The 25434-nt window shown below is 70.4% G+C and carries 18 protein-coding genes, 2 tRNA genes and 1 pseudogene; 13 read left to right on the top strand and 8 right to left on the bottom strand.

Annotated features, from left to right (window positions below; translation table 11 throughout):
• The first annotated feature begins 194 nt into the window (after window positions 1-194).
• Together ABZU69_RS18370 and ABZU69_RS18365 are read left to right on the top strand one after the other, a co-directional pair.
• Window positions 195-680 carry an ATP-binding protein gene (locus ABZU69_RS18370; RefSeq protein WP_354965528.1) on the top strand — a complete coding sequence of 162 codons (486 nt, stop codon included), beginning with the start codon at window positions 195-197 and terminating at the stop codon, window positions 678-680.
• Window positions 681-898: 218 nt separating this feature from the next.
• Entirely contained in the window at window positions 899-1906 is a 1008-nt protein-coding gene (locus ABZU69_RS18365; protein WP_354965527.1) for a sugar phosphate isomerase/epimerase family protein, read from the top strand.
• 39 nt (window positions 1907-1945) lie between these two features.
• On the opposite strand, the gene ABZU69_RS18360 is transcribed toward ABZU69_RS18365, so the two are convergent.
• The 4 genes from ABZU69_RS18360 to ABZU69_RS18345 form a co-directional block, all read right to left on the bottom strand.
• Window positions 1946-3127: an ROK family transcriptional regulator gene (locus tag ABZU69_RS18360; protein ID WP_354965526.1), complete on the bottom strand. Its 1182-nt coding sequence runs from the start codon at window positions 3125-3127 to the stop codon at window positions 1946-1948.
• A gap of 105 nt (window positions 3128-3232) precedes the next feature.
• A complete protein-coding gene (locus tag ABZU69_RS18355) occupies window positions 3233-4303 on the bottom strand; it encodes a sugar phosphate isomerase/epimerase family protein (protein WP_354965525.1) in 1071 nt (356 codons plus the stop codon).
• Window positions 4304-4398: 95 nt separating this feature from the next.
• Window positions 4399-7728: a ThuA domain-containing protein gene (locus ABZU69_RS18350; RefSeq protein WP_354965524.1), complete on the bottom strand. Its 3330-nt coding sequence runs from the start codon at window positions 7726-7728 to the stop codon at window positions 4399-4401.
• A gap of 277 nt (window positions 7729-8005) precedes the next feature.
• Window positions 8006-8425: a hypothetical protein gene (locus ABZU69_RS18345; RefSeq protein WP_354965523.1), complete on the bottom strand. Its 420-nt coding sequence runs from the start codon at window positions 8423-8425 to the stop codon at window positions 8006-8008.
• A 292-nt stretch (window positions 8426-8717) separates the two neighbouring features.
• On the opposite strand from ABZU69_RS18345, the gene ABZU69_RS18340 reads away from it, so the two are divergent.
• From ABZU69_RS18340 to ABZU69_RS18325, 4 genes are all read left to right on the top strand, one after another.
• Window positions 8718-8790, top strand: a tRNA-Asn gene (locus ABZU69_RS18340).
• A gap of 170 nt (window positions 8791-8960) precedes the next feature.
• Window positions 8961-11084 carry an MMPL family transporter gene (locus ABZU69_RS18335; protein WP_354965522.1) on the top strand — a complete coding sequence of 708 codons (2124 nt, stop codon included), beginning with the start codon at window positions 8961-8963 and terminating at the stop codon, window positions 11082-11084.
• On the top strand, window positions 11074-12312 hold the full coding sequence (locus ABZU69_RS18330; RefSeq protein ID WP_354965521.1) for an FAD-dependent oxidoreductase: 1239 nt from the start codon (window positions 11074-11076) through the stop codon (window positions 12310-12312). Before ABZU69_RS18335 ends, ABZU69_RS18330 begins: the two co-directional genes overlap by 11 nt.
• 141 nt (window positions 12313-12453) lie before the next feature.
• A tRNA-Ile gene (locus ABZU69_RS18325) sits at window positions 12454-12527 on the top strand.
• A gap of 238 nt (window positions 12528-12765) precedes the next feature.
• Here the strand turns inward: ABZU69_RS18325 and ABZU69_RS18320 are convergent.
• From ABZU69_RS18320 to ABZU69_RS18310, 3 genes are read right to left on the bottom strand one after another with little or no spacing between them, the layout of a single operon-like run.
• Window positions 12766-13665 (bottom strand): aminoglycoside phosphotransferase family protein, encoded by a 900-nt coding sequence (locus tag ABZU69_RS18320; RefSeq protein WP_354965520.1) that lies wholly within the window; start codon window positions 13663-13665, stop codon window positions 12766-12768.
• A 60-nt stretch (window positions 13666-13725) separates the two neighbouring features.
• Complete coding sequence (locus ABZU69_RS18315; RefSeq protein ID WP_354965519.1) at window positions 13726-14925, bottom strand: MFS transporter; 1200 nt, start codon at window positions 14923-14925, stop codon at window positions 13726-13728.
• A gap of 33 nt (window positions 14926-14958) precedes the next feature.
• Complete coding sequence (locus tag ABZU69_RS18310) at window positions 14959-15750, bottom strand: SDR family NAD(P)-dependent oxidoreductase (protein ID WP_354965518.1); 792 nt, start codon at window positions 15748-15750, stop codon at window positions 14959-14961.
• A gap of 56 nt (window positions 15751-15806) precedes the next feature.
• Here ABZU69_RS18310 and ABZU69_RS18305 point away from each other — a divergent pair, with 56 nt between their 5' ends.
• Together ABZU69_RS18305 and ABZU69_RS18300 are read left to right on the top strand one after the other, a co-directional pair.
• On the top strand, window positions 15807-16796 hold the full coding sequence (locus tag ABZU69_RS18305) for a winged helix-turn-helix domain-containing protein (RefSeq protein WP_354965517.1): 990 nt from the start codon (window positions 15807-15809) through the stop codon (window positions 16794-16796).
• A 134-nt stretch (window positions 16797-16930) separates the two neighbouring features.
• Window positions 16931-17371 carry a hypothetical protein gene (locus ABZU69_RS18300; protein WP_354965516.1) on the top strand — a complete coding sequence of 147 codons (441 nt, stop codon included), beginning with the start codon at window positions 16931-16933 and terminating at the stop codon, window positions 17369-17371.
• 142 nt (window positions 17372-17513) lie between these two features.
• On the opposite strand, the pseudogene ABZU69_RS18295 reads toward ABZU69_RS18300, so the two are convergent.
• Window positions 17514-17765: pseudogene (locus ABZU69_RS18295) on the bottom strand (helix-turn-helix domain-containing protein); the annotation flags it as partial.
• Window positions 17766-18049: 284 nt separating this feature from the next.
• Here ABZU69_RS18295 and ABZU69_RS18290 point away from each other — a divergent pair.
• The 5 genes from ABZU69_RS18290 to ABZU69_RS18270 all read left to right on the top strand — a co-directional run bounded on the left by ABZU69_RS18290 (window position 18050) and on the right by ABZU69_RS18270 (window position 25426).
• Window positions 18050-18430, top strand: a complete 381-nt coding sequence (locus ABZU69_RS18290; RefSeq protein ID WP_354965515.1) for an HD domain-containing protein — start codon at window positions 18050-18052, stop codon at window positions 18428-18430.
• 20 nt (window positions 18431-18450) lie between these two features.
• Entirely contained in the window at window positions 18451-18648 is a 198-nt protein-coding gene (locus ABZU69_RS18285) for a hypothetical protein (protein WP_354965514.1), read from the top strand.
• 276 nt (window positions 18649-18924) lie between these two features.
• Complete coding sequence (locus tag ABZU69_RS18280; protein ID WP_354965513.1) at window positions 18925-19929, top strand: multicopper oxidase domain-containing protein; 1005 nt, start codon at window positions 18925-18927, stop codon at window positions 19927-19929.
• Between the two features lie 23 nt (window positions 19930-19952).
• The gene (locus ABZU69_RS18275) at window positions 19953-23891 is read left to right on the top strand and encodes a ThuA domain-containing protein (protein WP_354965512.1); all 3939 of its coding nucleotides are present in this window, start codon (window positions 19953-19955) and stop codon (window positions 23889-23891) included.
• A gap of 8 nt (window positions 23892-23899) precedes the next feature.
• On the top strand, window positions 23900-25426 hold the full coding sequence (locus ABZU69_RS18270; RefSeq protein WP_354965511.1) for a plastocyanin/azurin family copper-binding protein: 1527 nt from the start codon (window positions 23900-23902) through the stop codon (window positions 25424-25426).
• Window positions 25427-25434 lie beyond the last annotated feature (8 nt).

Below are 25434 nucleotides of genomic sequence, written 5' to 3'. Positions count from 1 at the left end.
CGGGCCACCCGCCCCAGCGCAGACCATGCCCGGCCGAGTGTGCCCCGCCCGGCCGGGCATGGTCTGTCTGCTTGCCGGCGCTACCGGCCGGAGTGGCAGCGAGACTCCTGGGAGGCATGCACACCAATCATTCGCGCCCCGCCGCCTGCGAGGCCACGGACCGACTCGCAGTTGACTGCCGTACCTTGACGAGCATGGGGCGTTTCACGCGGTGGCGCCGGATGGTGCGGGCGCACGGGCACCGGCTGCTGCACCGGGCCGAGGAGCCCGATTCGTCGACCGGGCCGGCGCCCAGCCTGAACCGCCTCGACGCGCTGGTGGAGGGCTTCGCCGCGGGTCAGCCGGTGCGCTGGACCCTGGCCGGGCCGCCCCGGCCGCTGCCCGGCGCGGTCGACGCGGCGGCGTACCGGATCATCGAGGAGTCGCTGACCAACGCGCGCCGGCACGCACCGGGCGCACCGGTCGCGGTCCGGCTGCGCTACGACGCCACGGGCATCACCATCGAGGTACGCGACGAAGGCGCTGGTGCCGCGCCGACGGGCGGGGGCGCCGGGCGCGGTCTGATCACACTGCGTCGGCGCGCCGAGCGGATCGGCGGCACCTTCTCCGCCGGCCCGCGCGCCGGAGGCGGCTTCGTCGTCCGGGCTGTCCTGCCAGCTCCCGAGGAGGTGGCCGAGTGACGATCCGGCGGCGGGGCTTTCGCGAAGGGGCCCGGCGGAAATAGGGTGGGAGCGGCGACCGTGACGGTGGCCGGTGACCCGGTGGGAGGCGCAACCCGCCGGGCTCAGGTGCGCTCCGCACCCACCGGTGTCCCGTCCCGCTGCCGCGTACCGGTCTGACCGGTCACCCTCGCCCCGGTCCGCACACGGAATCCCCATCACAACAGGGGAGAAGGACAATGGCGCGACCCATCACGCTCTTCACCGGCCAGTGGGCCGACCTGCCGTTCGAGGAGGTCTGCCGGCTCGCCTCCGAGTGGGGCTATAACGGTCTGGAGATCGCCTGCTGGGGCGACCACTTCGAGGTCGACAAGGCGCTCGCCGACGACTCGTACGTCGATCGCAAGCGGGAGACGCTCGCGAAGCACAACCTCGAGGTCTTCGCGATCTCCAACCACCTCGTCGGTCAGGCGGTCTGCGACCACCCGATCGACGAGCGGCACCAGGACATCCTGCCCGGCCGGATCTGGGGTGACGGGGAGCCCGAGGGCGTCCGCCAGCGGGCCGCCGAGGAGATCAAGGACACGGCGCGGGCGGCGGCGAAGCTCGGGGTGAAGACGGTCGTCGGCTTCACCGGCTCGTCGATCTGGCACACCCTGGCGATGTTCCCACCGGTGCCGCCAGCGATGATCGAGCGCGGCTACCAGGACTTCGCCGACCGGTGGAACCCGATCCTCGACGTGTTCGACGAGGTGGGGGTGCGGTTCGCGCACGAGGTGCACCCCAGCGAGATCGCGTACGACTACTGGACGACGAAGCGCACGCTGGAGGCGATCGGCAACCGGCCCGCGTTCGGGTTGAACTGGGACCCGTCGCACTTCGTCTGGCAGGAGCTGGACCCGGTGAACTTCATCTTCGACTTCGCCGACCGGATCTACCACGTGGACTGCAAGGACGCCAAGGTGCGTACCGGGGACGGCCGGCGCGGCCGGCTCGCCTCGCACCTGCCCTGGGCGGACCTGCGCCGGGGCTGGGACTTCGTCTCCACGGGGCACGGGGACGTGCCCTGGGAGGACTGCTTCCGGGCGTTGAACGCGATCGGCTACACCGGCCCGATCTCGATCGAGTGGGAGGACGCCGGGATGGACCGGCTGGTCGGTGCCCCGGAGGCGTTGCAGTTCGTCCGCCGGCTCGCCTTCGACGCCCCGTCGGCCGCCTTCGACGCGGCCTTCAGCAGCAAGGACTGACCCGCCGGTACCGGGGGCCGACCGCCGGTCGGCCCCCGGTCAGCCGGTGGCGAAGACGTGCTCGCTGGCCAGCCGCGCCGCACCCACCACCCCGGCCCGGCCGGCCAGGTCGGACAGGACGATCGGCATGGTGCCGGTGGCGAGCGGCGCCGACCGGCGGTAGACCACGGCGCGGATCTCGGCGAGCAGGATGTGCCCGAGCCCGTCCGCCGCACCCCCGATGACGACGATGCCGGGGTTGAAGAAGCTCACCAGGCCGACCAGCAACCGACCGAGGCGGCGGGCGGCGTCCCGCACCACCGTCTGCGCGACCGGGTCGCCGGCTGTCGCCGCCCCGGCGACGTCGCGCACGGTGAGGGTGCCCGCCTCGGCGAGCCGGGCGGCCAGCGCGTCGGACCGGCCGGTCCGAGCGGTGGCGAGCGCCGCCTGGACCAGCCCCGCGTCGCCGCAGTACGCCTCCAGGCATCCGCTGTCGCCACAAGCGCAGGCCGGCCCACCCTCGCCGAGCGCCAGGTGCCCGATGTCGCCCGCGCTGCTGGTCGAACCCCGGTAGAGGCTCCCGCCGAGGATCAGGCCGCAGCCGATGGCGGTGCCCAACTTGAGGTAGAGGAAGTCGTCGAAGGTCCGGCCGACCCCCGCGTGCTGCTCGCCGAGGGCCATCACGTTGGCGTCGTTGTCGACCAGCACGGGGCAGCCCAGCTCGGCGGCGAACGCGTCGCGTACTCCGAAGCGCTGCCAGCCCGGCAGGACCGGCGGCACGGCCGTCCCCGCGTCGACGCCGACCGGCCCGGGCAGGCCGACACCGACCCCGGTGAGCTGGGACACGCCCAGCTCGGCGCGGAGCTTCCCGACCAGTTCGACGGCCCGCCCGACCACCGGTTCCGGCCCGGTGCGGACGTCCGCCGGCTCGTCGACCTCGGCGAGCACGTTCAGCTCGCCGTCGGTCACCGCCACGGTGATCCGGTCGGGGGCGACGACCACGCCGGCGAAGCGCACCCCGCCGGCGAGGCGCAGGAGTGCGGAGCGGCGTCCGCCGCGCGACGCCGCCGGCCCGGCGGTCTCCACCAGGCCCCGCTCGACGAGCCGGTCCAGCTCCGCGGTCAGCGTCGTCCGGGACAGGCCCAGCAGGTCGCCCAGCTCCACCCGGGACCGGGGACCGTCGTCGCGCAGCAGCCGGACCAGCCGGGACTGGTGCCTGTTCTCGGGCCTGACGAGCACCATCGCCACCACCTCCGGCCGGAGTCTCGCATGGCGGTGTTTCGGCCGCATGGCGCGAGGGGCCGCATCCGATGACGGATGCGGCCCCGGGCGTGCGTGTCGGGTCGGTCAGCCCCGCAGACTCGACATGTGCTGGTAGCTGATCTCCGCGAACCGAAGCGAGCGGCCCGGGTCGGAGGCGCCGCCCGGTGCGTTGTCCTGCTCCCACATCGGGTTGTGGTAACCCTTCGCGCCCATGTTGGCGAAGAAGTTCCCGTAGTCGATGTCACCCTCGCCGAGCGGCACCATCTCGTACCCGGCCGCGCTGGCCGGGTTGTACGTGCCGTCCTTGGCGTGGAACAGCGGGAACCGGATCGTCTGGGCCGCGACCACGGCCAGCGGGTCGAAGATGCTGGTCTGGGTCACCCCGTCCGGGTCGGTGTAGCTGCGGAACCGGTGCTGGGCCACGTGCGCCCAGTAGATGTCCATCTCGAACCAGACCCACTCCGGGTTGGTCAGCCCGATGAAGTACTCCAGCTTCCGCACGCCGGAGGACCGGGTCGGCCGGCCCTGGGCGTCCAACGGCCCGCTGTCGAGCAGGAAGTTGTACGCCGCGTCGTGGTTGTGTGTGTAGAGCTTCAGCCCACGGGCGGCGGCCATCTCGCCGAACGTGTTCCACCGGTCGACGGCGGCGTCCCAGTCGGCCTTGTAGTTGCTGCCGGTCGGGTCGTTGCCGGTGCCGATGTGGGTCATGCCCAGCGTTTCGGCGATGTCGAGCTGCTGCTCGAACTGCGCGATGGTGGTCGGGTTGACGGTGCCCGGCACCGAGGCGTGCGAGCCGTTGGCGCGCAGCCCGTTGTCGTCGAGAACCTTGCGGATCTCCTCGGGGGTGATCTGCCGGCCCAGGATGGAGGTGTTCTGGGTGTAGCCGGCGAACTCCACCTCCTTGTAGCCGATCTCGGCGAGCCGGCCGAGCACCCGCTCGAAGCCGTACGGCACGCTGGTGGCGTCCGGGGCGGCGCTGATCCGGTCCCGGACGCTGTAGAGGATGATGCCGCGCTTGCCGGTGGGAACCAGCAGGCCGTTGCCGGCGAGGGCCGGGGAGGCCAGGCCGGTGGCACCGACGGCGGCCGCGCCGGCGGCGCCGGCCAAGGCGCCGAGCATCCGGCGACGGCTCATTCCGTGCTGACTGTCGTTCATCTACTGCTGCCTTCCTTTGGTACGGGTTGTCGATGTGGGTGACGGGTGGAGCGCTGGGCCGGGCCGCTGGCGGCGACCCCGGCCCACGGCGGTCGCTACGGCGCGACGCCGATGCCCTGACCGGTGAACTCGACCCAGTTCAGGTTGCCGAGTCCGCTGGTCGGGCCGCCCGGGACGGTGGTGAACACGAGGTAGAGCCGGTGCGTGCCGCCCGGGTCGGCGACCGGCACGGTGGTGCTGGTGAAGGCGTTGTTGCCGCTGGTCGCGTTGACCACGGCGGTGGTCAGCACCGGGCCGGTGGGCGAGTCGAGCCGCAGCTGAACGCCGAACCGGGGCTGCCCGGCGGTGGCTGCGCTGCCGCCGGAGGTGCGCAGCGTGACCGACTGCATGTTCCGCAGGTTCACGCCGTTGTTCACCGCGATCCAGTCGCCCGGGTCGAGGCTGCCGCGCTGCTGCCCGCCACCGGTGTCGGCGCTCGTGCCGACGGTGGTGCCGGATTCGTCGGTGGCGAATTCCACCTCCTGCCGCTTGGCCTGGATGATCTGCTGGTCCACGGTGGTCAGGGCCGGCTGCCCGTTTGCCCCCTTGTCCGTGTAGGCGGCGCTGACCACGCCGTAGATGTAGCCACCGTGCGACGCGTCGTCGGCGTCCGTGGGCAGGACGCCCGAGCAGCCGAACTGGTTGGCCTCACCGTGGCCGTGGGTGTCGTGGCCGAGGACGAAGGTCACCTCGACCTTGGCGCAGTCGACCGGTCCGTCCTCGGGGTCGGTGACCGTCACCGACCACGGGATGTCGTCACCCCAGCTGAAGAAGCCGCCCTCCACCGGGGTGGTGACGGTCACCGTCGGGGCGGTGTTGCCGACCGTGATGGTGGTGTTGGCGGACGCACTCTTGCCGCTGGAGTCGGTCACCGTCAGCCGCGCGGTGTAGACGCCGTTGGCGGTGTAGGTGTGCGTCGGGTTCGGGTCGACGGAGTCGGTCGTGCCGTTGCCGTCGAAGTCCCAGGCGAACGAGATGGAGTCCGCCGGGTCGGGGTCCTTCGACCCCTCGCTGGAGAAGGCGACGGTCAGCGGCGCCCTCCCGTTGGTCGGGGTCGCCGAAACCACGGCGGTCGGCGCCCGCAGGCCCTTCACGTAGCTGAACTTCAGCATCGCCGCGTCCGGGTTGACGTTGAAGAACCCGTCGCCGTACGTCAGCAGGTAGAAGTTGCCGTCCGGACCCCACTTCATGTCCATCGGGTTGTCGCAGAGGAACGGCTTGGTCGGCGTGGTGGGTGCCTGCCCGCAGTTCAGCACATTGTTGATCTTCAGGATGTCGCCCTGGCCGTCGAGCTTGACCTCCTTGAGCGTGTCCCGGGTGAACTCGCCGAAGAAGATCGATCCGTCGAAGTACGCGGGGAACTTCGTCTGCGACCTCAGCTCCGGGTCGTAGTCGTAGCGCGCCGCGCCGTGCGGTCCGACGCCGCCGGTGCCCAACTCCGGGAAGAGCACCGGACAGGTCTGCGTCGGGGTGGACAGGTAGGACTCCGGGCACGGGGTCGGGGCCTGGAACGAGTACCAGAGCTCCGACTTCTGCACCGCCGGCAGGTCGGTCAGGCCGGTGTTGTGCCGGGAGGTGTTGCGCGGCGCCGCGCAATCGAACGGCGCGACCGGCGTGATCGGGTTGGTGGTCCAGTTCATCTCGATGTATGGCAGGTTCGGCTGCACGCACATCGGCCAGCCGTAGTTCGCCGGCTTGTCCACCACCATCATCCGGCCGGTCCCCGCCGGTCCCCGGCCAACCGCCGCTGTCGACGAGTCGGGGGAGTAGTCGGTGATGTAGGCGACGTCGTTCTTGTCGAGGGTGATCCGGAAGGGGTTCCGGAAGCCCATCGCGTAGATCTCCGGGCGGGTCTTGTCGCCCGGGTCCTGCGCCTCGGGGAACATGTTCCCCTCGGGGGCGGTGTAACTGCCGTCCGCTCCCACCGCGATGCGCAGAATCTTGCCGCGCAGGTCGTTGGTGTTGGCGGCGCTGCGCCGGGCGTCCACGAACGGCGCCTGGTAGACGCCGGTGGCGCTGACCGAGTCGTTGTGCGGGGAGAAGCCGCCGGACCCGCCGCCGCCGGCCGGGGTGTCGTCCCCGGTGACCAGCCAGAGGTTGTTCTTGGAGTCGAACGCGATGTCACCCGCCACGTGACAGCAGGCGCCCCGGTCCACCGGCACCTGGAGGATCTTCTGCTCCGAGGCCACGTCCAGCGACGGGGTCTCGCCGTCGACGAACTTGAAGCGGGACAGTTGGAAGTAGCCCTTCCACTGGTTCCAGGCGGCCGGGTCGGTGCTGGTGGTGGGCGCGCCGCCGGTCGGAGTATTCAGCGGCGGGGCGTAGTAGAGGTAGACCCACCGGTTGGTGGCGAACTCCCGGTCGACCGCCGGCCCGTACATCCCGTCCTCGCTGTGCGTGTAGACCGGGATCTGGGCCAGCACGGTGGTCTCGTTGCTCTCCGGGTCGTGCAGCCGTACGCCGCCGCGGCGGTCGGTCTGGATCACCCGGCCGTCGGGCAGCACGTCGAAGCCGATCGGCTCGTTGACGTTGGGCTGCGCGCCGATGACCTCCATCTGGTAGTTGGCCAGCACGGTCGCGCCGCAGTCGCCGTCGGTGGTGCCGGCGGCCCACTGGATCGCCCCGGCGAGGTGGGCGCGCAGATCGGCACCGGAGTAGCTCTCCGGGGTGGCGCCGAGTCCGGTGTAGAAGGACCGGCCGCCCTGGTAGTCCTTGCACCAGGTGATCGGGTGGTCGAAGCCCATGGCGCCGCCGGAGTACGTCTTCTCGTCCACCGTGGCCAGGACGTGTGAGACGCCCCGGACGTTGGCCGCGAAGTTGTACCACCGGTCGGTCGTGGTCCACCGCTCGGGCAGCGGCGCGGACGCCGGGTGCACCCGGTCGGCGACGGTCACCGTGGCGGGGCTGACCGGCGCGGCGGCGCCGACAGCCCGGGTTCCGAGCACATTGTCGAGGAAGGCCCAGCCCGGCTCGGCCTCGATCGCGGAGTGCACGCCGACGAAGCCGCCGCCGTCGCGGTAGTACTGCTCGAAAGCGGCCTGCTGGCCGTCGGTCAGTACGTCGCCGGAGGTGTTCAGGAAGACCACCGCACGGAACTGCTTCAGGTGCGACTCGTCGAACTTCCGGGCGTCGTCGGTCACCTGGACCGTGAAGCGCCGGTCGTTGGCGAGTTCGCGGATCGCCTGGACGCCGGCGTCGGTGGCCGCGTGGCTGCCGCCGGTCGAGCGGGTGAAGACGAGAACCTTGTACTGGATACCGTTGCTCTCGGCCACGGGCGCGGCGAATGCCGGTGTGGCCCGTTGCGGCTCGGTCGCGACGAGCGTCGCGCCGACGAGGGTGAGAAGGCTGACATAGCTAGCGGCTCTTCGGCCGATTGGTCTACGCATCGAACCTCGCTCTGGTCGGGCGGGTCCGCCTCAGCGCCGGTACGTCGCTGAGGAGGTCGCCGGGGAGTACCAAGAGCCTGGCCAGGTTCTATGCAGGACGATATTTGCGCTCGGGAACAAAGAGAAGAGGTTGGGAGCAGAAGTTTTCGATGAACCGGACGAACTTTTGCTTCAAATCGGAGAAAGTGCCCCAGTGGTGATGATGCGCCGCCCTGACGTGCGGAGACACGAACGGACCCGGCCTCCACTGTGGCGGCCGGGCCCGTTCGATGTGCGTCTACAGGGTGCTGGCGTTGGTGCCCGAGCCGGACGGCTTGGTGCGGGGGGTGGCCGACGGCGACCCGGAGGTCGTGCCGACCGTGCTGCTGGTGCCCGACGAGCCGGAGCCCGCCTTGGCGCCAACGGTGGCGGGCGTGCCGGCGAACGCGTCGTCCGCGGCGGTCAGCTCCTGCTTGCCGGTGCTGCCGTTGCCCGTGCCCAGCTTCTCGCCCAGCTTGGTCTGGCCGAGCTTGTCCTTGCCCTCGCTGTAGAGCCGGTTGGCCTGGGCCTGCGCGACCCCGGCCGCCTCCTGGACGGTCGGGTGGTCGAGCACCTTGCGGCCCCGGACGACCAGCTCTTCGTACTTCTCCCGGCCGGCACGGGCGCCCAGGACGAATCCCGCAGCCAGCCCGCCAAGAAACATGATCTTTCCGCGCATGGCGGCTCCTTCCGTACCTGACGCGCCGTCGCCCCGGCGAGCTGCCCCGTCGGGAGCGACCAAATCGCGCCTGCGTCCTCTGTCCGCAGCTAACTACCCATCCTGCTCCCCGCTCATACCTGCTTGTGCCCGGATGACGATTTGCCCCGATTATCGATGGACCGCGCTGCTGACCTGGGCGTCTGGATCATGGAAGGCGGGAGGCCCAACCCGCTGGACCGACGCCCCCGGATGTCCTGTACGCTTGTCCCGTCGCACGGCGACGGAGAGATCCGGGTCGAGCGGTGCACGGTCCCCTGTAGCTCAATTGGCAGAGCAGCCGGCTGTTAACCGGCAGGTTATTGGTTCGAGTCCAATCGGGGGAGCTTCTCCACCCAACGCCCGTCGGCAGCAAGCCCGACGGGCGTCTTCGTGTTCACACACCCCTCTCGGTCCGGTTTCGCCCTCCCTCGGTCCGCTCGCCCGGCAGGATGGTCGCTGTCGACTTGGACTCCCGCTGCGTCGATTGGTGCGTCGATTCTTGGGGTGAGTGCGGATGTCCGGACGAGGAGGCCACGGCCGGGCCACCCTGATCGCGGTGGCGGTCGTGCTTGCCTGGCTGGTGATCGGGGGTGTGGCTGGGCCGTACTCCGGGCGCCTTGGCGAGGTCGCCACCAACGACAACGCCGCCTTCCTGCCCACCGACGCCGAGGCGACCCGCGCCCAGGACCTCGCCGGCGAGTTCGTCGACCGGCAGACCATCCCGGCGCTGGTCGTCTACGAGCGGACCTCGGGCATCACCGACGCGGACCGGCAGCGGGCGAGCGCCGACGTGGCCCGCTTCGCGCAGGTGCCCGGCGTGGTCAACCCGCTGCCCCCGCCGATCCCCAGCGAGGACGGCCAGGCGCTCCAGGTCGTCGTGCCGGTGGACGACGCGGAGGGGGAGGAGATCGGCTCGGTCGTCGAGCACCTGCGCGACATCGCCGGCGGCGACCGGGACGGGCTCACCGTCGACGTCGCCGGACCGGCCGGTCTGCTCGCCGACCTGATCGAGGTCTTCTCCGCCATCGACGGGCCACTGCTGCTGGTCACCCTGGTCGTGGTGCTGGTGATCCTGCTCATCGTCTACCGCAGCCCCGTGCTCTGGGTCTTCCCGCTACTGGCCGCCGGGATGTCGTACGCGCTGGCTTCGGTCTTCGTCTACCTGCTCGCCGACGCCGACGTGCTCAAACTCAACGGGCAGGCCCAGGGCATCCTCACCGTGCTGGTCTTCGGCGCCGGCACCGACTACGCGCTGCTGCTCATCGCCCGCTACCGGGAGGAGCTGCACCGGCACGACCGCCCCTGGGACGCCATTCGTACGGCGTGGAAGGGCGCCGCCCCCGCCATCATCGCCTCCGGCGGGACGGTCATCGTCAGCCTGCTCTGCCTGCTGCTGTCCAGTCTCAACTCCAACCGGGCGCTCGGCCCGGTCGCCGCCATCGGCATCGCCGCCACCCTGCTGGTGATGCTCACCTTCCTGCCCGCGCTGCTGCTGCTCGGCGGTCGGTGGGCGTTCTGGCCGCGACGGCCCCGGGCCGACCAGGCCGACCCGCGGACCGAGCACGGCATCTGGAGCCGGATCGCCGGCTTCGTGGCCCGGCACGCCCGACCGGTCTGGCTGAGCACCGCGGTCGTGCTGGCCATCCTCACGCTCGGCCTCACCCAGCTCGGCGCCACCACCCTCGGCCAGTCCGACCTGTTCACCCAGCGCACCGACTCGGTCGACGGTCAGGAAATCATCGCCCGGCACTACCCGGCCGGCACCGGCAGCCCGGCCACCATCTTCGCCACCGAGCAGACCGCCCGGCAGGTGGCCCAGGTGGCGCAGCGCGTGCCCGGCGTCGCCGACGTCCGTCCGCTCACCGCCGGACCGCAGACCGGCCCGCCCCAGGAGAACGCCGCACCGAAGGTCGTCGAAGGGCGGGTGCAACTGGAGGCGACCCTCGCCGACCCGCCCGACAGCGACGGCGCCGAGCGGACCATCCGCGACCTGCGGGTCGCCGTACACCAGGTGCCCGGCGCCGACGCGGTGGTCGGAGGCTTCACCGCGATCAACGTGGACACCTCCGACGCCGCCCGGCGCGACCAGAACGTCATCATCCCGGTGGTGCTTGTCGTCATCGCGGTCATCCTGGCCCTGCTGCTGCGCGCACTCCTCGCACCGGTGCTACTGATCGCCACCGTGCTGCTCAGCTTCGCGGCCACGCTCGGCCTCTGCGCGCTTTTGTTCCGCCACGCCTTCGACTTCCCCGGGGTGGACGCGTCGTTCCCGCTGTTCGCGTTCGTCTTCCTGGTCGCGCTCGGCATCGACTACAACATCTTCCTGATGAGCCGGGTCCGGGAGGAGTCCGTCAAGCGCGGCAGCCGAGTCGGGGTGCTCGCCGGCCTCGCCGTCACCGGCGGGGTGATCACCTCCGCCGGCATCGTGCTCGCCGCGACCTTCTCCGCGCTGGCCGTCCTGCCGCTGGTGGTGCTGGTCGAGCTGGGCACCGCGGTCGCGGTCGGGGTGCTCATCGACACCATCATCGTCCGGTCGCTGCTGGTGCCCGCGCTCGCGTACGACATCGGGCCGAAGGTCTGGTGGCCGGGCCGGTTGTCCCGGGCGAACGGTGAGCGGGAGGCACGCCATGCTCGCTGAGACCGACGTCGTCATCGTCGGCGGCGGCCTGGCCGGCCTGGCCGCCGCCCGCCGGCTGCACCGCGCCGGCGTGCCCTGGCGGCTGCTGGAGGCCGGGAGTCGGCTCGGTGGACGGATCGCCACCGACGTCGTGGACGGCTACCTGATCGACCGTGGCTTCCAGGTGCTCAACACCGCCTACCCCCGGCTCGGCACGCTGCTGGACACCGACCGGCTCGACCTCGGGTACTTCACCTCCGGGGTGCTCGTCCGCAAGGGCGACGACCTGCTGCGGCTGGTCAACCCGCTGCGCGAGCCGACCGGCGGGCCGCGCACCGCGCTGGCCGGGGTCGGCTCCCTGCTCGACCGGCTGCGTTTCGCCGCGCTCGCCACCGGCTGCGCCACCCTGCCCGCGTCCCTGCTGCTCACCGCACCGGAGACCAGCGCCGAGGTGGCGCTGCGGCGGGCCGGCCTGTCCGACGCGATCATCGAGGAACTGCTGCGGCCGTTCCTGTCCGGCGTGCTCATCGACCGGGAACTGGCGACCTCCAGCCACGTGCTGGCGATGGTGCTGCGCTCCTTCGCCCGCGGCCGGATCGGGCTGCCCGCCGAGGGGATGGCCGCGCTGCCCCGGGCGATCGCCGACCCACTGCCGGCCGACCTGATCACGCTGGACACCCCGGTCGCCGAGGTCGCCCCCTGCCGGGTCCGCACCCAGGCCGGCGACATCCGCTGCCGGGCCGTCGTGGTCGCCGTCGACCCGCCCGCCGCGGCCGCGCTGCTGCCGGCCCTGGCGACGGTACGGATGCACAGCTACACCACCTACTACCACAGCGCGCCCGAGCCACCGCTGACCGAACCGATCCTGCTCATCGACGGTGACCGGCGGGAAACCGTCGCCAACACCGTGGTGCTCAGCAACGCCGCCCCGACGTACGCGCCAGCCGGACGACACCTCGTGGCCACCTCGGTCGTCGGCCCCACGGCCCCGCCCGAGCCGACCGTACGGGCCGAGTTGACCCGGCTGTACGGCCGGTCCACCGCCGACTGGACCCACCTCACCACCGTCGCCGTCCCCGACGCGCTACCCGCCGCGCCGCCACCGCAGGGGCGGCTGCGCAAGCCGGTCGCGCTGGGGGAAGGGCTGTTCGTGGCCGGTGACCACCGCGACAGCCCATCGATCCAGGGCGCGCTGACCAGCGGCTGGCGTACCGCCGGGGCGGTGCTGGCGGAGCTGCGTGCAGCCTGACCGGCCGCCGCCCGGCCTCCCCGGGCGGTCGGCAGCGCGCTGTTATATTCCTGTAGCCCATCGTGCTACTGCGGGCGTGGGCGCCGGCCGGCTCGATGCTGGCCGTCGACGACTGGGCGGGATAAGATCCGGCACGGTGTCGGGGCGGTAGCTCAGCCGGTTAGAGCAGGGGACTCATAATCCCTCGGTCGCGGGTTCGAGTCCCGCCCGCCCCACTCCATGACGTGATCTCGCTGCCTACTTGCGCTTCTGCGGTTCGCGTGACCGGAGGGCGCGTCCAGTAGGCGGCGGTGCGCGAACCACAGGGACGGCCGCATGCTGCGGTAGGCCGCCGCTCGGTGGATACGGGCCCGGCGAGGTTCCGCGCTCTGTCTGCGTGTTACTTGCGGCTATCCGGCGCGGGCCGACGCGGCGGTATTTGCTGGCTGCGACGACGCGTTCGGGCGTGCCGGCTCAGGCTGATGGCGGGTCGGCAATGATGCGCGCGAGAGTGCGTCGGCCCATCCGACTCATGGTGGCGTTGGTCTGGTGGTAGTACCAAACCACCCCCATCGCCTGCTGGAAGGCCCACGCTTTGCCGCGCTCCCATTCGAGATCGTCGCAGCCGAGTTGCTGCCGAAGCGCCTGACGTGGCCCGCTTTCCAGCAGGTGCCAGGCACTTACGAGGTCAAGGGCAGGGTCGGCCGGCCCCAGTCCGCCCACGTCGAGAACCCCGGCCAGCCGCCCGTCGGAGACGAGGACGTTTCCCGGAATGAGATCACCATGGTTCATCCTGTCCGGGGCCTCGCCCCGCGGCAGTTCCCGCATGACCTCCCAGATCCGGCGGAGCAGCGGGACGTCCAGCAGCGTCTCGCTGTGCCCGAAGCAGGTTTCCATCCACCCGTCGTGCGCTGCTAGCTCGCCACCGCGACCCTGGCCTGTGAACGTGCGTCCCCGTGCGTCGATGGCTCGCACGCCACTGACGAACTCGGCCAGATCGAGCGCGAACGCGAACGAGTCACCTGGGTCCTGGTCGGTGGCTACGACACCGGGTACCCACGTCTGTACCGACCATGGAAGCGGGTAGCCGACGCCGGGTTCACCGATGGCGACCGGCTCGGGGGTGGGAAATCGCGTACGACCCACCAGTTCTCGGGCCGCTTCCGCTTCGCATTCCAGCCAGCGCCGCGCCGCCTCGACCTCACGAGGCTGAAGGGGGAACCGGGCCGTGAACCGTTCCCCGATACGGAAGATGGCATTGACCGTTCCCTGCGAAGCGACGCGCCCGACAGGCAGGCTCCGCCACTCGGGGAACTGCGCGTCCACCAGCTCACGCACCATCTCGAGCGAAACGGCGAGCTGGTCATCGTGCATAGGTGCATCCGGCGACAGGGGTGGGCGGTGGGTACAGGCTGGCAAGTCAACCATCCTTGGTCAGGCGTTCTGGGCAGCGACCGTGGTTCGAGTGTGGCCGGTGGCGGGGGTCGACGTCAGGTAGCGGGCAAGAGCTGTCACGGCGAGGAGCGTCAACACCGTGCATACACCCAGCCACCCGAAGTGGGCGTAGGCGCGGGCCCCCAGCCAGGAGCCGAGGCTGCCGCCGAGGTAGGCGCAGGTCATGTAGGCGGTGTTGAGTCTGCTCCGGGCTTCGGGCCCCAGGGCGTAGATGCGTACCTGGTTGGCGACCATGCCGGACTGCATTCCGACGTCGAGCAGCAACGTGCCGAGCGCCAGTGCCGCGAGGCCCCCCGCCCCGCCGAGACTGGCGAACGCGAGGACGGCGGCCGAGGCGATGATCCCGAGCAGGCAGGCCAGGTTCACCGCGTCGCTGCCCCGCCGGTCCACCTGCCGTCCGGCGACCGGGGTGCACAGCATTGTCGCCGCATTGACCAGTGCGAGCATCCCGACCGCCGGTGCGCCCAGGCCGTACGTCGGACCGGTCAGCAGCAGCGCGACGGCGGTCCAGACCGCCGAGAAACCGGCGAAGATCGTCGCCTGGTAGAAGCAGGAGCGGCGCAGGTCGGCCTCGGTGCGCAGCAGGCGCAGCGGCTCGGCCAGCAGCGCCGGATATCGGTGCCCGGACGGCGGTTGTGTTGTCGGCAGCACGCGGGCCATGACCACCGCGATGAGCAGCACGGATGCCGCCGCCGTCAGGTAGGGGGCCCGCCATCCCCACCAGTCGCCGATGGTGCCCGCGACGGTGCGGGACAGCAGCATGCCACCGATCGAGCCGCTCAGCAGCGTGCCACTGACCATGCCGCGCTGCTCTTCGGCAACGAGGCCGGCTGCCATGGGGCCGATGATCGGCGCGACCACGGTCGTGACCCCGACGAGGGCGCTCGCGCCGACGAGCGGCGGCAGCGCCGGCGCGGCGCACGCGGCGAGCAGCCCCAGCCCGCTGAGGCCGAGCAGGGTGACGATCAGCGGGCGGTGCGGGAGCCGGTCGCCGAGCGGCACCAGCAGGAAGATCCCGGCGGCATAGCCGAGCTGCACCGCGGTCACCACCAGCGCGGCCGAGTCAGCGCTGACGTGCAGGCTGGCGGCGACCAGCGGGCTGATCGTCTGGGGGAAGTAGATGTTTCCGACGGCGACCCCGCAGGTGAGGGCGAGGAGCACCAGCAGCCTGCGACTCATTTGCGAACCGCCTGTCCGAAAGCGTCGATCACGTCAGTCCACCGGCCCGCCGGCGACGTAGATGACCTGGCCGGAGACGAACCCGGCTTCGGGGCTGACCAGGTACGACGCGGTGTGCGCGATGTCCTCGGGCTGGCCGACCCGGCGCACCGGGATGGTCTGCGCCACGATCCGCTGGTGCTCCTCGAAGCTGCGGCCACGCCGCTGGGCCGCGACCCTGGTCATGTCACTGACGACGAAGCCCGGCCCGATGGCGTTCGCCGTCACGCCATGCTGCCCGAGCCGCAGCGCGAGCGACTTGGTGAAGCCGATCAGACCGGCCTTCGCGGCGGCGTAGTCGACCCGGCCGGAATCGCCGAGCGCGGAGATGCTCGACATGTTGACGATCCGTCCCCAGCCGGCGGCGATCATGTAGGGGGTCACGGCCCGAGTGAGGAAGAACGCCCCGCGCAGGCTGACCCCGACGACCGCGTCCCACTGCTGGGTGCTCGTCTCCTCGACGCCGGCGTTGGGGCCGCCGATGCCGGCGTTGTTGATCAGCACCGTCGGTGATCCCAACTCAGCGGCGATCCGGGCGACAGTGGCGGCCACGGCCGCCTCGTCGTTGACGTCGGCGGCGAACGCCGCGGCTGTTCCGCCTTCGCGGGTGATGGCGTCCACGGTGTCGGCGCAGTCTTCCTGGCTCAGGTCGACCACGGCGACCGCGAGGCCGTCGCGCGCCAGACGCTTGGCCACCCCGGCGCCGATGCCGCGTGCCGCACCCGTGACGATCGCCGTACGCTGCCGATCGGCCTGCTGGCCGGGGATGTTGATCTGGTGTGTCATGGCTGAAAGTCCACGGCACCCGGCGTCGGCTGCCAACCGATGTAGCGTATAGCTTAATGATCAGCTTTCTGCTCGGCGTCGAAGACCTCGTCGACACCCGCTTCACAATCTCACCGATCCATCAGGCCGTGCTCAGCCTGCGGGTGCTACGCGAGCCCGGCCTGTACGCGCTGCACCTACCCTGGCGCAGATCGGTACTCGGTAGGCTCGATGCGCCCGACGCCAACCTGCTGACGTCCTTGGTTGGGCCAGACCGTGGCCTTCCCGACTTCCTGACGCCCCGGCCGACCGAGTTCGCCGCGACCTTCGAAGAAGAGTTGGCCGCAGTGCGCCGGACACCTCCGGACGTCGTACGCCGCGATGTGCTCGCCGTGTACCTCCGTGGTCGGCTGCCGTCCGTTCTGCGGGAGATCACCGCAAACGACGATGAGCCGGTGCTCGCGCTTCGCGACACCATCTGCGACCACCTGCACCGCTACTGGGAGGCAGCGATCAAGCCGACCTGGCCGCAGATGCGACTCGTCCTGGAAGCAGACATGACCTATCGCGCCAGACAACTGGCCGTAGGAGGCGCGCGCCTGCTCTTCGCAGACATGCACCCGAACCTGCGCTGGCACGACGGGGTCCTGCACATCGACAAGATGATCGGCAGGCACCGCGTCGCGGTATCGGGTCGTGGACTGCTGCTGGTGCCGTGCATCTTCTCGTACAAACCCTCCCCACCGGTCAGTCCGGACGAGCCGCCAATGCTGGCATACCCCTGCCGAGGAGTAGCAACGCTCTGGGCGCCGGCACCGACCGCCGACGCGACTGCCCTCGCCTCGCTCCTCGGCGCATCCAGGGCACGACTGCTCCACCTTCTTGCCGAGCCGCTACCGACGGTGGAGATCGCTCGACGGCTCGCCGTGACACCCAGCGCCGTGTCGCAACACCTGCAAGTCCTCCACGCGACCGGTCTGGTCACTCGCGCACGCGACGGACGGCATGTGCTGTATCGGCGCACCCCTCTTGGCGATCAATTGGCTGGCTGGTCGGCGGCGCGGTGATCCTAGGGTCAAGGCGCCACCCCTGATGTGATCATGTCCACCAGTCACGTGAGACCACTTGCCTACGCACCGGAGAAATCGCCACAACAGGTCCCTGAGCCCGCCTGCTGCGCGAAGGTGATCTACTGGCCGGCGTGGGCAGCTCGTACCTGGACTACCGCGGATCTGGTTTCTGGGTCCGCGACTTTCAGGCGGAAGTGTGGCTGTACCTCCTGGCGCAGGAGGCCAAGAAAATCCCCGCAGCTCCCGTATGGCTCGTTGACGCCCAAGACGACTGGGAGACGCAGGCCACAGCCGGCTTCATGGGATGCGTGTCGTCCTACCTGGACGATCATCTCGGAACGCAGCCCGATCGCGCCGCGCTTGTGCTCGACCTGTCTGAGCGCGTCCTCCGGCGACTGCACGCCTGGTCTCCGGCCATCCCGAAGGATCTCGTGAACTCCTTTGGCGCCGGGGGTGAGCAGGAGTCGTTCACCTCGGACCTGCCTACCGGCCCGCTGCTGGCATGCGGCCACGCCTTCATCAGCCTGCTTCGTGGAGAGTTTCCACTCGGTCACGACGGGTGGGCACGTTGAGATCCGTTGGGTAGCCGGACGCGGGCTATCAAGACAGATGTCCGTCCGCTTCCTCACCGTGTGCAGTCGGAATCCAGTCCGCAAAGGTCGAGGGGCGGCGGGGGAGTGATGTGAGATGCTCCTGCCGGCGTTCGACCCGCCTTCACGCGGCCGGTCTGCGTCGGAACTGCCGGCGGTACTCCGACGGTGTGACGCCTGTGGTGGACACGAACAGCGTTCGGAACGTCGCGGCGTCGGCGTACCCGACCTGGGCGGTGATCTCGTGGATGCTGCGCTCCGACGTCTCCAGCAGCCGTTTCGCGGCGCTCACGCGGGCGGCCTGCAGGTAGGCCAACGGCGAGCTGCCGGTCGCGGACGCGAAGCGGCGCAGCAGCGTGCGAGTGCTCACGTGGAAGGCGGCCGCGAGAGCCGGGAGGTCGTACCGGTCGGCGAGATGCGCGCGTAACCACGCGCACGATCAGCGCCGTCGACTGCACGTCGATGAGCGGGTAACGCCGTGCGAGTTCCGGCGCGAACAGCCAGGACGTGGTCGCGGCGTGACCATTGAGCAGGCCCGCCTCGGCGAGCACGAACGTGCCACCGCACACAGCCGACAGTTGTGTGTCCACCAGGCCACGCAGGTAGTAGGTGGCGATCCGGCCACTCGTGGTGCGTCGCTGGATCATGAAGAGTCAGGCCATGACGATCACACCGATCTTCTCGCGCGTCCCCGACACGCGCCTCAGCGCCGCGGCGACCGATCTGCTCATCGCGTCATCTCCGGCCACGCTGGTGAACCACTGCTTGCGTACGTACCATTTCGGGCTCGCGATGGCCGACCGCGACGGCCTCGACCCGGACCTCGAGTTGCTGTTCATCGGTGCCGCTCTGCACGACCTCGGGCTCACCGAACGCTACGACGGGCCGGCGCCGTTCGAGGAGATCGGCGCGGACGCCGCCGCCGAATTCCTGCTGTCGCAGGGCGTCGACGCGACGCGCGCCGACCTGGTGGCCGAGCGATCCGCCTGCACGTGCGCGCGCAGACCGCGACGGATCCACGGCCCGAGGTCGCACTCCTGAGCATCGGCGCGGCAGTCGACGTGTTCGGACTTCGCCTGGACCTGATCCCCCCGGACATCACCCGGCGAATCATCGAGGAACATCCACGGCTCGGCTTCGCCGCCGCGATCACCGCGATCGTGGCCGGCCAGCCGGCCCGCAAGCCCGACAGCGCACTGGCCCGACTCGACCGCGCAGGCGGCGCCCAACTGCTCGCGGCGGCCCTGTTCTCCGACTGACAGTCGTGGCCTGCTCGGGCTGCCGATCCCCCGGGCCGGCCCCGTCGAGGACAAAACCCCTGCTCAGGCAGCGGAAACCGTTGTCGGCGGCCGCCTTTCCATCGAAGGATCTTTACTTTCGTCAGATCGGTACATAGATTGATGTCATCAGTCGAAAGTTCTGAGTCTTCCGAGCAAAGTCGCGACGACTCATGAGCTCGCGGGGCCGTCCCTCCTGTCTCGACGGTCGCCGCACCCTGCCCTGTCGCGGCTGTGCCCGGTCGAGAACGGAGTCCCATGGACGACCATCCCGTCGGCTTCCCCCGCCACCTGTCCCGCAGATCCCTGATGACCACCGGAGTGCTGGCCGCCGGAGCGGTCGGCGTGACCGCGTCCACGGTCGGCGTCCCCTTCAGCGGTAGTCCGGCCCAGGCCGTCGCCGGCGTCACCAAGAAGGTCACCATCTACGCCGAGCAGTTGCCCGGCGGGCTGTTCGGCTACGGCCTGGCACCCGGCCAGGCCACCGTGCCCGGGCCGGTGCTGGAGATCTACGAGGGTGACACGCTGGAGATCACCCTGGTCAACACCACCAGCCAGCGGCTGTCCATCCACCCGCACGGGGTGGACTACAGCACCGACTCGGATGGCAGCCCGCTCAACGCCTCGTTCAACAATCCCGGCGAGACCCGGACGTACGTGTGGCGTTCGCGGGAGATGTTCCTCGCGTCCGGCCGGCGGTTCATGCCGGGCAGCGCCGGCTACTGGCACTACCACGATCACGCCATGGGCACCGACCACGGCACCGCCGGGGTGGCCAAGGGGCTGTACGGCGCGCTGGTCGTGCGGCGCCGCGGCGACATCCTGCCGGAGAAGCAGTTCACGGTCGTGTTCAACGACATGATGATCAACAACCGGATGGCGCCGGACACCCCGATGTTCGAGGCGAACCTGGGCCAGCGGGTGGAGTGGCTCGCAATCGGGCACGGCGGGACCTTCCATACCTTCCACCTGCACGCGCACCGCTGGGCGGACAACCGCACCGGGATGCTCGAGGGCCCGGCCGACCCCAGCCTCGTGATCGACAACAAGGACCTCAACCCGGGCAGCTCGTTCGGGTTCCAGGTGCTGGCCGGGGAGGGCGTCGGGCCCGGCGCGTGGATGTACCACTGCCACGTGCAGTCCCACTCCGACGGCGGCATGGCCGGGATCTTCCTGGTGCGCAACGCGGACGGCAGCATGCCGCCGGGCGCCGAGGAGGCCATCCACAGATTTCAGGGCCACACCCACACGCACGGCAGCTGAGTGAATCGAGAGTGGGGATGGGGATGACACGAAAACTACGACGAACCCTGGCCGCGGCGGCGGTCATCGCGACGCTGTTGCCGGGCACGGCGGCAGCGGCAGCCGCACCGAAGGAAGCACCCGCGTCCAAGGCGGCGCAGGAGAACAAGACAGCGGTCCTCGTCTTCCACGGGCCGGTGGCCGAGCAGCAGGACCCGGTTTCGCGCGCCGCGGAGGCGATCAGAGATCTTGGCGCCGGTCATGACATCGATGTCACGACCACCACGGACCCCGCCGTCTTCACCACGGCCGGGCTGTCCGCGTACCGCAGCGTGGTTTTTCTCTCCGCGACCGGCGCCGCGCTCAACCGTGACCAGGAAGCGGCGCTGCAGAGCTACATGAAGGCCGGCGGCGGGTTCGTCGGCATCGCCGACGCGGCCCGCGCGCAGGTCGACTCCGCCTGGTTCACCGGTCTGATCGGCACCCGCCCGGCGGGCGCCATCCCGGTGGCCGAGCCGGTGGCCCGGGTGACCGCCAGCGGCGAGAACCCGCCGAACGAGACGAAGGAGAAGCTGACCGACGGCGACTCCGGCACGAAGTGGCTCGTCCGCACCCCGACGGCATGGGTGGCGTACGAGTTGAGCGCCGCCAAGCGGATCACCGGGTACGCGCTGACGTCGGCGAACGACTCTTCCGGCCGCGACCCGAAGGACTGGACCCTGCAGGGCTCGGCGGACGGCCAGAGCTGGTCCGACCTGGACCGACGCACTGGCCGGACCTTCCCGGAGCGGTTCCAGACCCGGCGGTTCGACATCGCCACCCCGCAGGAGTTCAAGCACTTCCGGCTGAACATCACCGCGAACAGCGGTGAACCGCTGACCCAGCTCGCCGACCTGCGCCTGTTCACCGGCAGCACAGCTCCACCGGAGCCACCGGCGGTGAACCGGGCGGTCGTCAACATCCTGGACCGCAACCACCCGGCGACGGCGTCGCTGCCGATGACGCTCACCCGGTCGGACCGGTGGGAGAACTGGGACCCGAACCCGATCGGCACGGTGCACACCGTCGCCCAGGTCGAGGAGCGCCACTACAACGCCGGACCGGGCGCCAACGGGCCGTTCCACCCGGTGTCCTGGTGCCGGGACTACGACGGCGGTCGGTCGTTCTACACCGGCATGGGCCACACCGAGGGCAGCTACGGCGAGGCGGCGTTCCGCACGCACCTGACCGGGGCACTCAAGTGGACCACCGGCCTGGAGCGCGGTGACTGCCAGGCGACGATCGCCGCGAACTACAAGGTCGAGCGGCTCACCGCGGCCAACCAGACCGGGCAACTGGACCAGATCGGCGAGCCGCACGGGCTGACCATCGCCCCGGACGGCACGGTGTTCTACGTCGGCAAGGCGGCCTGCCCGAGCGGCCCCGTCGCGGACTGGAACAACCCGAACGTCGGCCTGGGCTGCGGCACCATCCACTCGTGGGACCCGCGCACCAAGCAGGCCAAACTGCTCACGACCCTCGAGGTGATGGGTAACCGGGGCAGCGGCTCCGAGCTGGTGAAGAACGAGGAGGGTCTGCTCGGCATCGTGCCCGACCCCACGTTCGCCGAGAACGGTTGGCTCTACGTCTACTGGATGCCGCACGAGTCGGTCGACCGGGTCAAGCGGGTCGGGCAGCGGACCATCTCCCGGTTCACCTACGACCGCGAGACCCAGACCATCGACCAGGCCACCCGCAAGGACCTGCTGCAGTTCCCGGTGCAGATCCACAGCTGCTGCCACGCCGGTGGCGGCATGGCGTTCGACGCCAAGGGCAACCTGTACGTGGGGTCCGGCGACAACAACTCCTCCGAGGGCTCGCAGGGCTACTCCGGCAACAACTGGACCCAGGAGTACCAGGGGATCTCGTTCCAGGACGCCCGCCGCACCTCGGGCAACACCAACGACCTCGCCGGCAAGATCATCCGGATCCACCCGGAGGCGGACGGCACGTACACCATCCCGGAGGGCAACCTGTTCCCACCGGGCACCGAGAAGACCCGACCGGAGATCTACGTGATGGGCGTGCGGAACATCGCCCGCCTCCAGGTCGACCCGAAGCACCAGTGGCTGACCGCCGGCTGGGTGGGGCCCGACGCCTCGTCGCCCAGCCCGACGTTGGGCCCGGCCAAGTACGAGACCGCGACCATCATCACCTCGGCCGGCAACCATGGCTGGCCGTACTGCATGGGCAACCGGCAGCCGTACCGGGACCGCAGCAGCACCGACGCGACCGTGCTGACCGGCTGGTACGACTGCGACAACCTGAAGAACGAGTCGCCGCGCAACACCGGCCTGGTGGACATCCCGCCGGCCCGGGACAACATGATCTGGTACTCCCCGGACGGCGGCGGTCCGGTGTTCCCGGAGCGGACCGACGGCAGCGGGCTCCCGACCTACGTCGCCGCCGACGCCACCTACACCCAGCCGTACCTCCGCGGCGGCGGTCAGGCCATCATGTCCGGTCCGACCTACCACCGCGATCTGGTCGACACGACCAGCGGCGTGGCGTGGCCGGCGCACTGGGACGGCAAGTGGCTCATCGGTGACCAGTCGAACCCGAACAACCGCGTCGCGGTCACCGTCGACCCGGCTGGCGTACCCACCGCGGCCCCGCCGGTGTTCGCCGAGTCGCTGCGGGCCATCATCCCGGGCGGCAACGGCGATGCTCGACTGCAGAGCTGGATGGACGCCAAGTTCGGCCCGGACGGCGCGCTCTACCTGCTGGACTACGGAGGCGGCTTCTTCAGCCTGCACCCCAACCAGAAGCTCATCCGGATCACCTACACCGGCGGCGCACCCACCCCGGCACCGGCCGCCAGCTCGGTCGCCGTTCAGAACAAGCCGCTGACCATGGCCTTCAACGGGTCCCGCTCCGGCGGGGTCAGCTACCGGTGGGAGTTCGGCGACGGCGCCACGTCGACCGAGGCGAACCCTCGGCACACGTACGCCCGGGTCGGCACCTACACGGCGAAGCTGACCGTCAAATACGCCGACGGTGAGACGGCGACGGTGCAGACCACGGTCACGGTGGGCTGCGCAGTGCCGGACAACCGGGCCACGGTGTGGCTCGGGGACACGGACACCAAGGTGCCTAGCCGCACGGTCGGGCAGGGCTGCACCAGCAACGACCTGATCGACGACGAGAGCACCTGGGCCGACCACAACAGCTTCGTCCGGCACGTGACCGCGGTGACCGACACGCTCCAGGACGACGGCCTGCTCACCGCCCGCGAAGCCGGCACGCTGACCCGCCTGGCTGCCGCGTCCGAGATCGGCCGGGATGGTCGCACCGGGTACGAGCCGCTCTTCGACGGCACCGCCGAGTCGCTGCTCGGCTGGCAGCAGGCGCCGTCCGGATCGTTCGGCATCCAGCCGGACGGCTCGCTGCGGTCCAGTGGTGGCCTGGGCATGCTCTGGCACACCAGGGAACTCGCCGACTTCTCGCTGAAGGTGCAGTTCCGCGACATCGCGCCCGGTACCGGCCGGGCCAACACCGGCGTCTTCACCCGGTTCCCGGACCCGCGGATCCCGCTGGAGCAACGCCCACCGGGCAGCTGCGGCACCGTCGGATCGGCCCGAACCTCGCAGGCGTGGGTGGCGATCTACTGCGGCCACGAGATCCAGATCTACGACGGTGAGACCGGCGAGCCGCAGAAGACCGGCTCGGTCTACAACTTCGATCCGGTGCCGCTCGCCCAGGCCGGCGTCACCCCGAAGGACCAGTGGAACGACTACGAGATCCGCGTGGTCGGGCAGCACTACACGATGATCCGCAACGGTGTGGTGATCAACGAGTTCGACAACACGCCGGGCAAGCAGTCCTCCCGCGCGGGTGACCCGCCGACCGATCTGCGGCAGTTCCTCAGCGGCTTCATCGGGCTCCAGAACCACGGCGACAACGATCTGATCGAGTTCCGCAACATCCGCGTGCGCGAGCTCTAGGAGGATCCATGATCCGACGACTGACGGCCGCGCTGGCGGCGCTCCTGCTCACGGTGACCCCGTTGGCCGGTGCGCCCGCCTCCGCCGCCCCGCGCGTCGCGGAACAGGTGCTGACCTGGACCGCCGACGACGACATCACCCGCTACAAGTCCGCGCCCACCCAGGCGGTGGCCGGAGCGACCACGATCATCTGGGAGAACAGCGCGGCCACCGGCAACACCACCGGGATGCCGCACACGCTGACCTTCGACACCACCACCGACGGCTACAACCACGACGTCACGCTCAACATCCTGGCCAACCCGTTCGACGTGAACGACGGGCGGCACCAGGCGACGGTGACCCTGACCCCGGGCAGGTACCGCTACTTCTGCTCCATCCCCGGCCACAGCCAGATGGTCGGCGAACTGGTGGTCACCGACGGCGGCGGAGGCGGCGACACCACGCCGCCGGCAGTCTCCGCCACGGTGGCCGGCGACCGCGACCAGGACGGCAACTACATCGGTACGGCCACGGTGACCGTCACGGCCACCGACGCCGCATCGGGCGTGGAAACCGTCGAGTACCAGGTCGATGACACGAGCTTCCTGCCGTACACGCAGCCCGTGCCGGTCACCGCCGTTGGCGACCACTCGGTGCAGTTCCGCGCCACCGACCAGGCGGGCAACACGAGCGAGGTCGGCTCGGTGTCGTTCCGGATCGTCGAGCCGAGCGATGAGGACACCACCCCACCGGTGGTGACGGCCGACCTGGCCGGCGATCGGGACGACGACGGCAACTACATCGGTACGGCCACCGCCACGCTGGCCGCCACCGACGCGGATTCGGGTGTCGCCTCGATCGAGTACTCGTTGGACGGGGCCGCCTTCACCGCGTACTCCCAACCGATCGTGGTCGCCGAGGCCGGCATGCACATGCTGCACTACCGCGCGACCGACGTGGCCGGGAACACGTCGGCCGAACAGATGGCCCACTTCACCGTCGTCGAGCCGCAGGCCGAGGACAGCACCCCGCCCACGGTGTCCGCCACGGTCACCGGCGAGCAGGACGACGACGGCGCGTACGTCGGCCGTGCGACGGTGACCATCACGGCGACCGACGACGACTCAGGTGTCGCCTCGATCGAGTACGCGGTCGACACCGCCGCCTGGACCCCGTACGCCGGACCGGTCTCCGTCCGTACCACCGGGGCGCACACCCTGCGCTACCGGGCGACGGACGTCGCCGGGAACGCCTCCGCCGAGCGGTCGGCGACGTTCACGGTGGTCGCGGACGGCACCGACGCCTGCCCCGACTCGGACACCCGGGCCAGAGTGATCATCGACGGCGACGACACCGGCGTCGCCAACGTCGACACCGGCGACGGCTGCACCATCAACGATCTGATCGACGAAGGCGCCGCCTACGACGGGCACGCCGCTTTCGTCCGGCACGTCGAAGCGGTCACCGCGACCCTGGTGGCCGGCGGCACCCTCACCCTGCGGCAGCAGGGCGCCATCGTCCGGGCCGCAGCCCGATCGGACGTCGGCGCATGAGTCACCGA

The organism is Micromonospora sp. NPDC005206 (assembly GCF_040608175.1).
Lineage (GTDB): Bacteria > Actinomycetota > Actinomycetes > Mycobacteriales > Micromonosporaceae > Micromonospora.
This window is presented reverse-complemented; position numbering and strand designations above follow the sequence as displayed.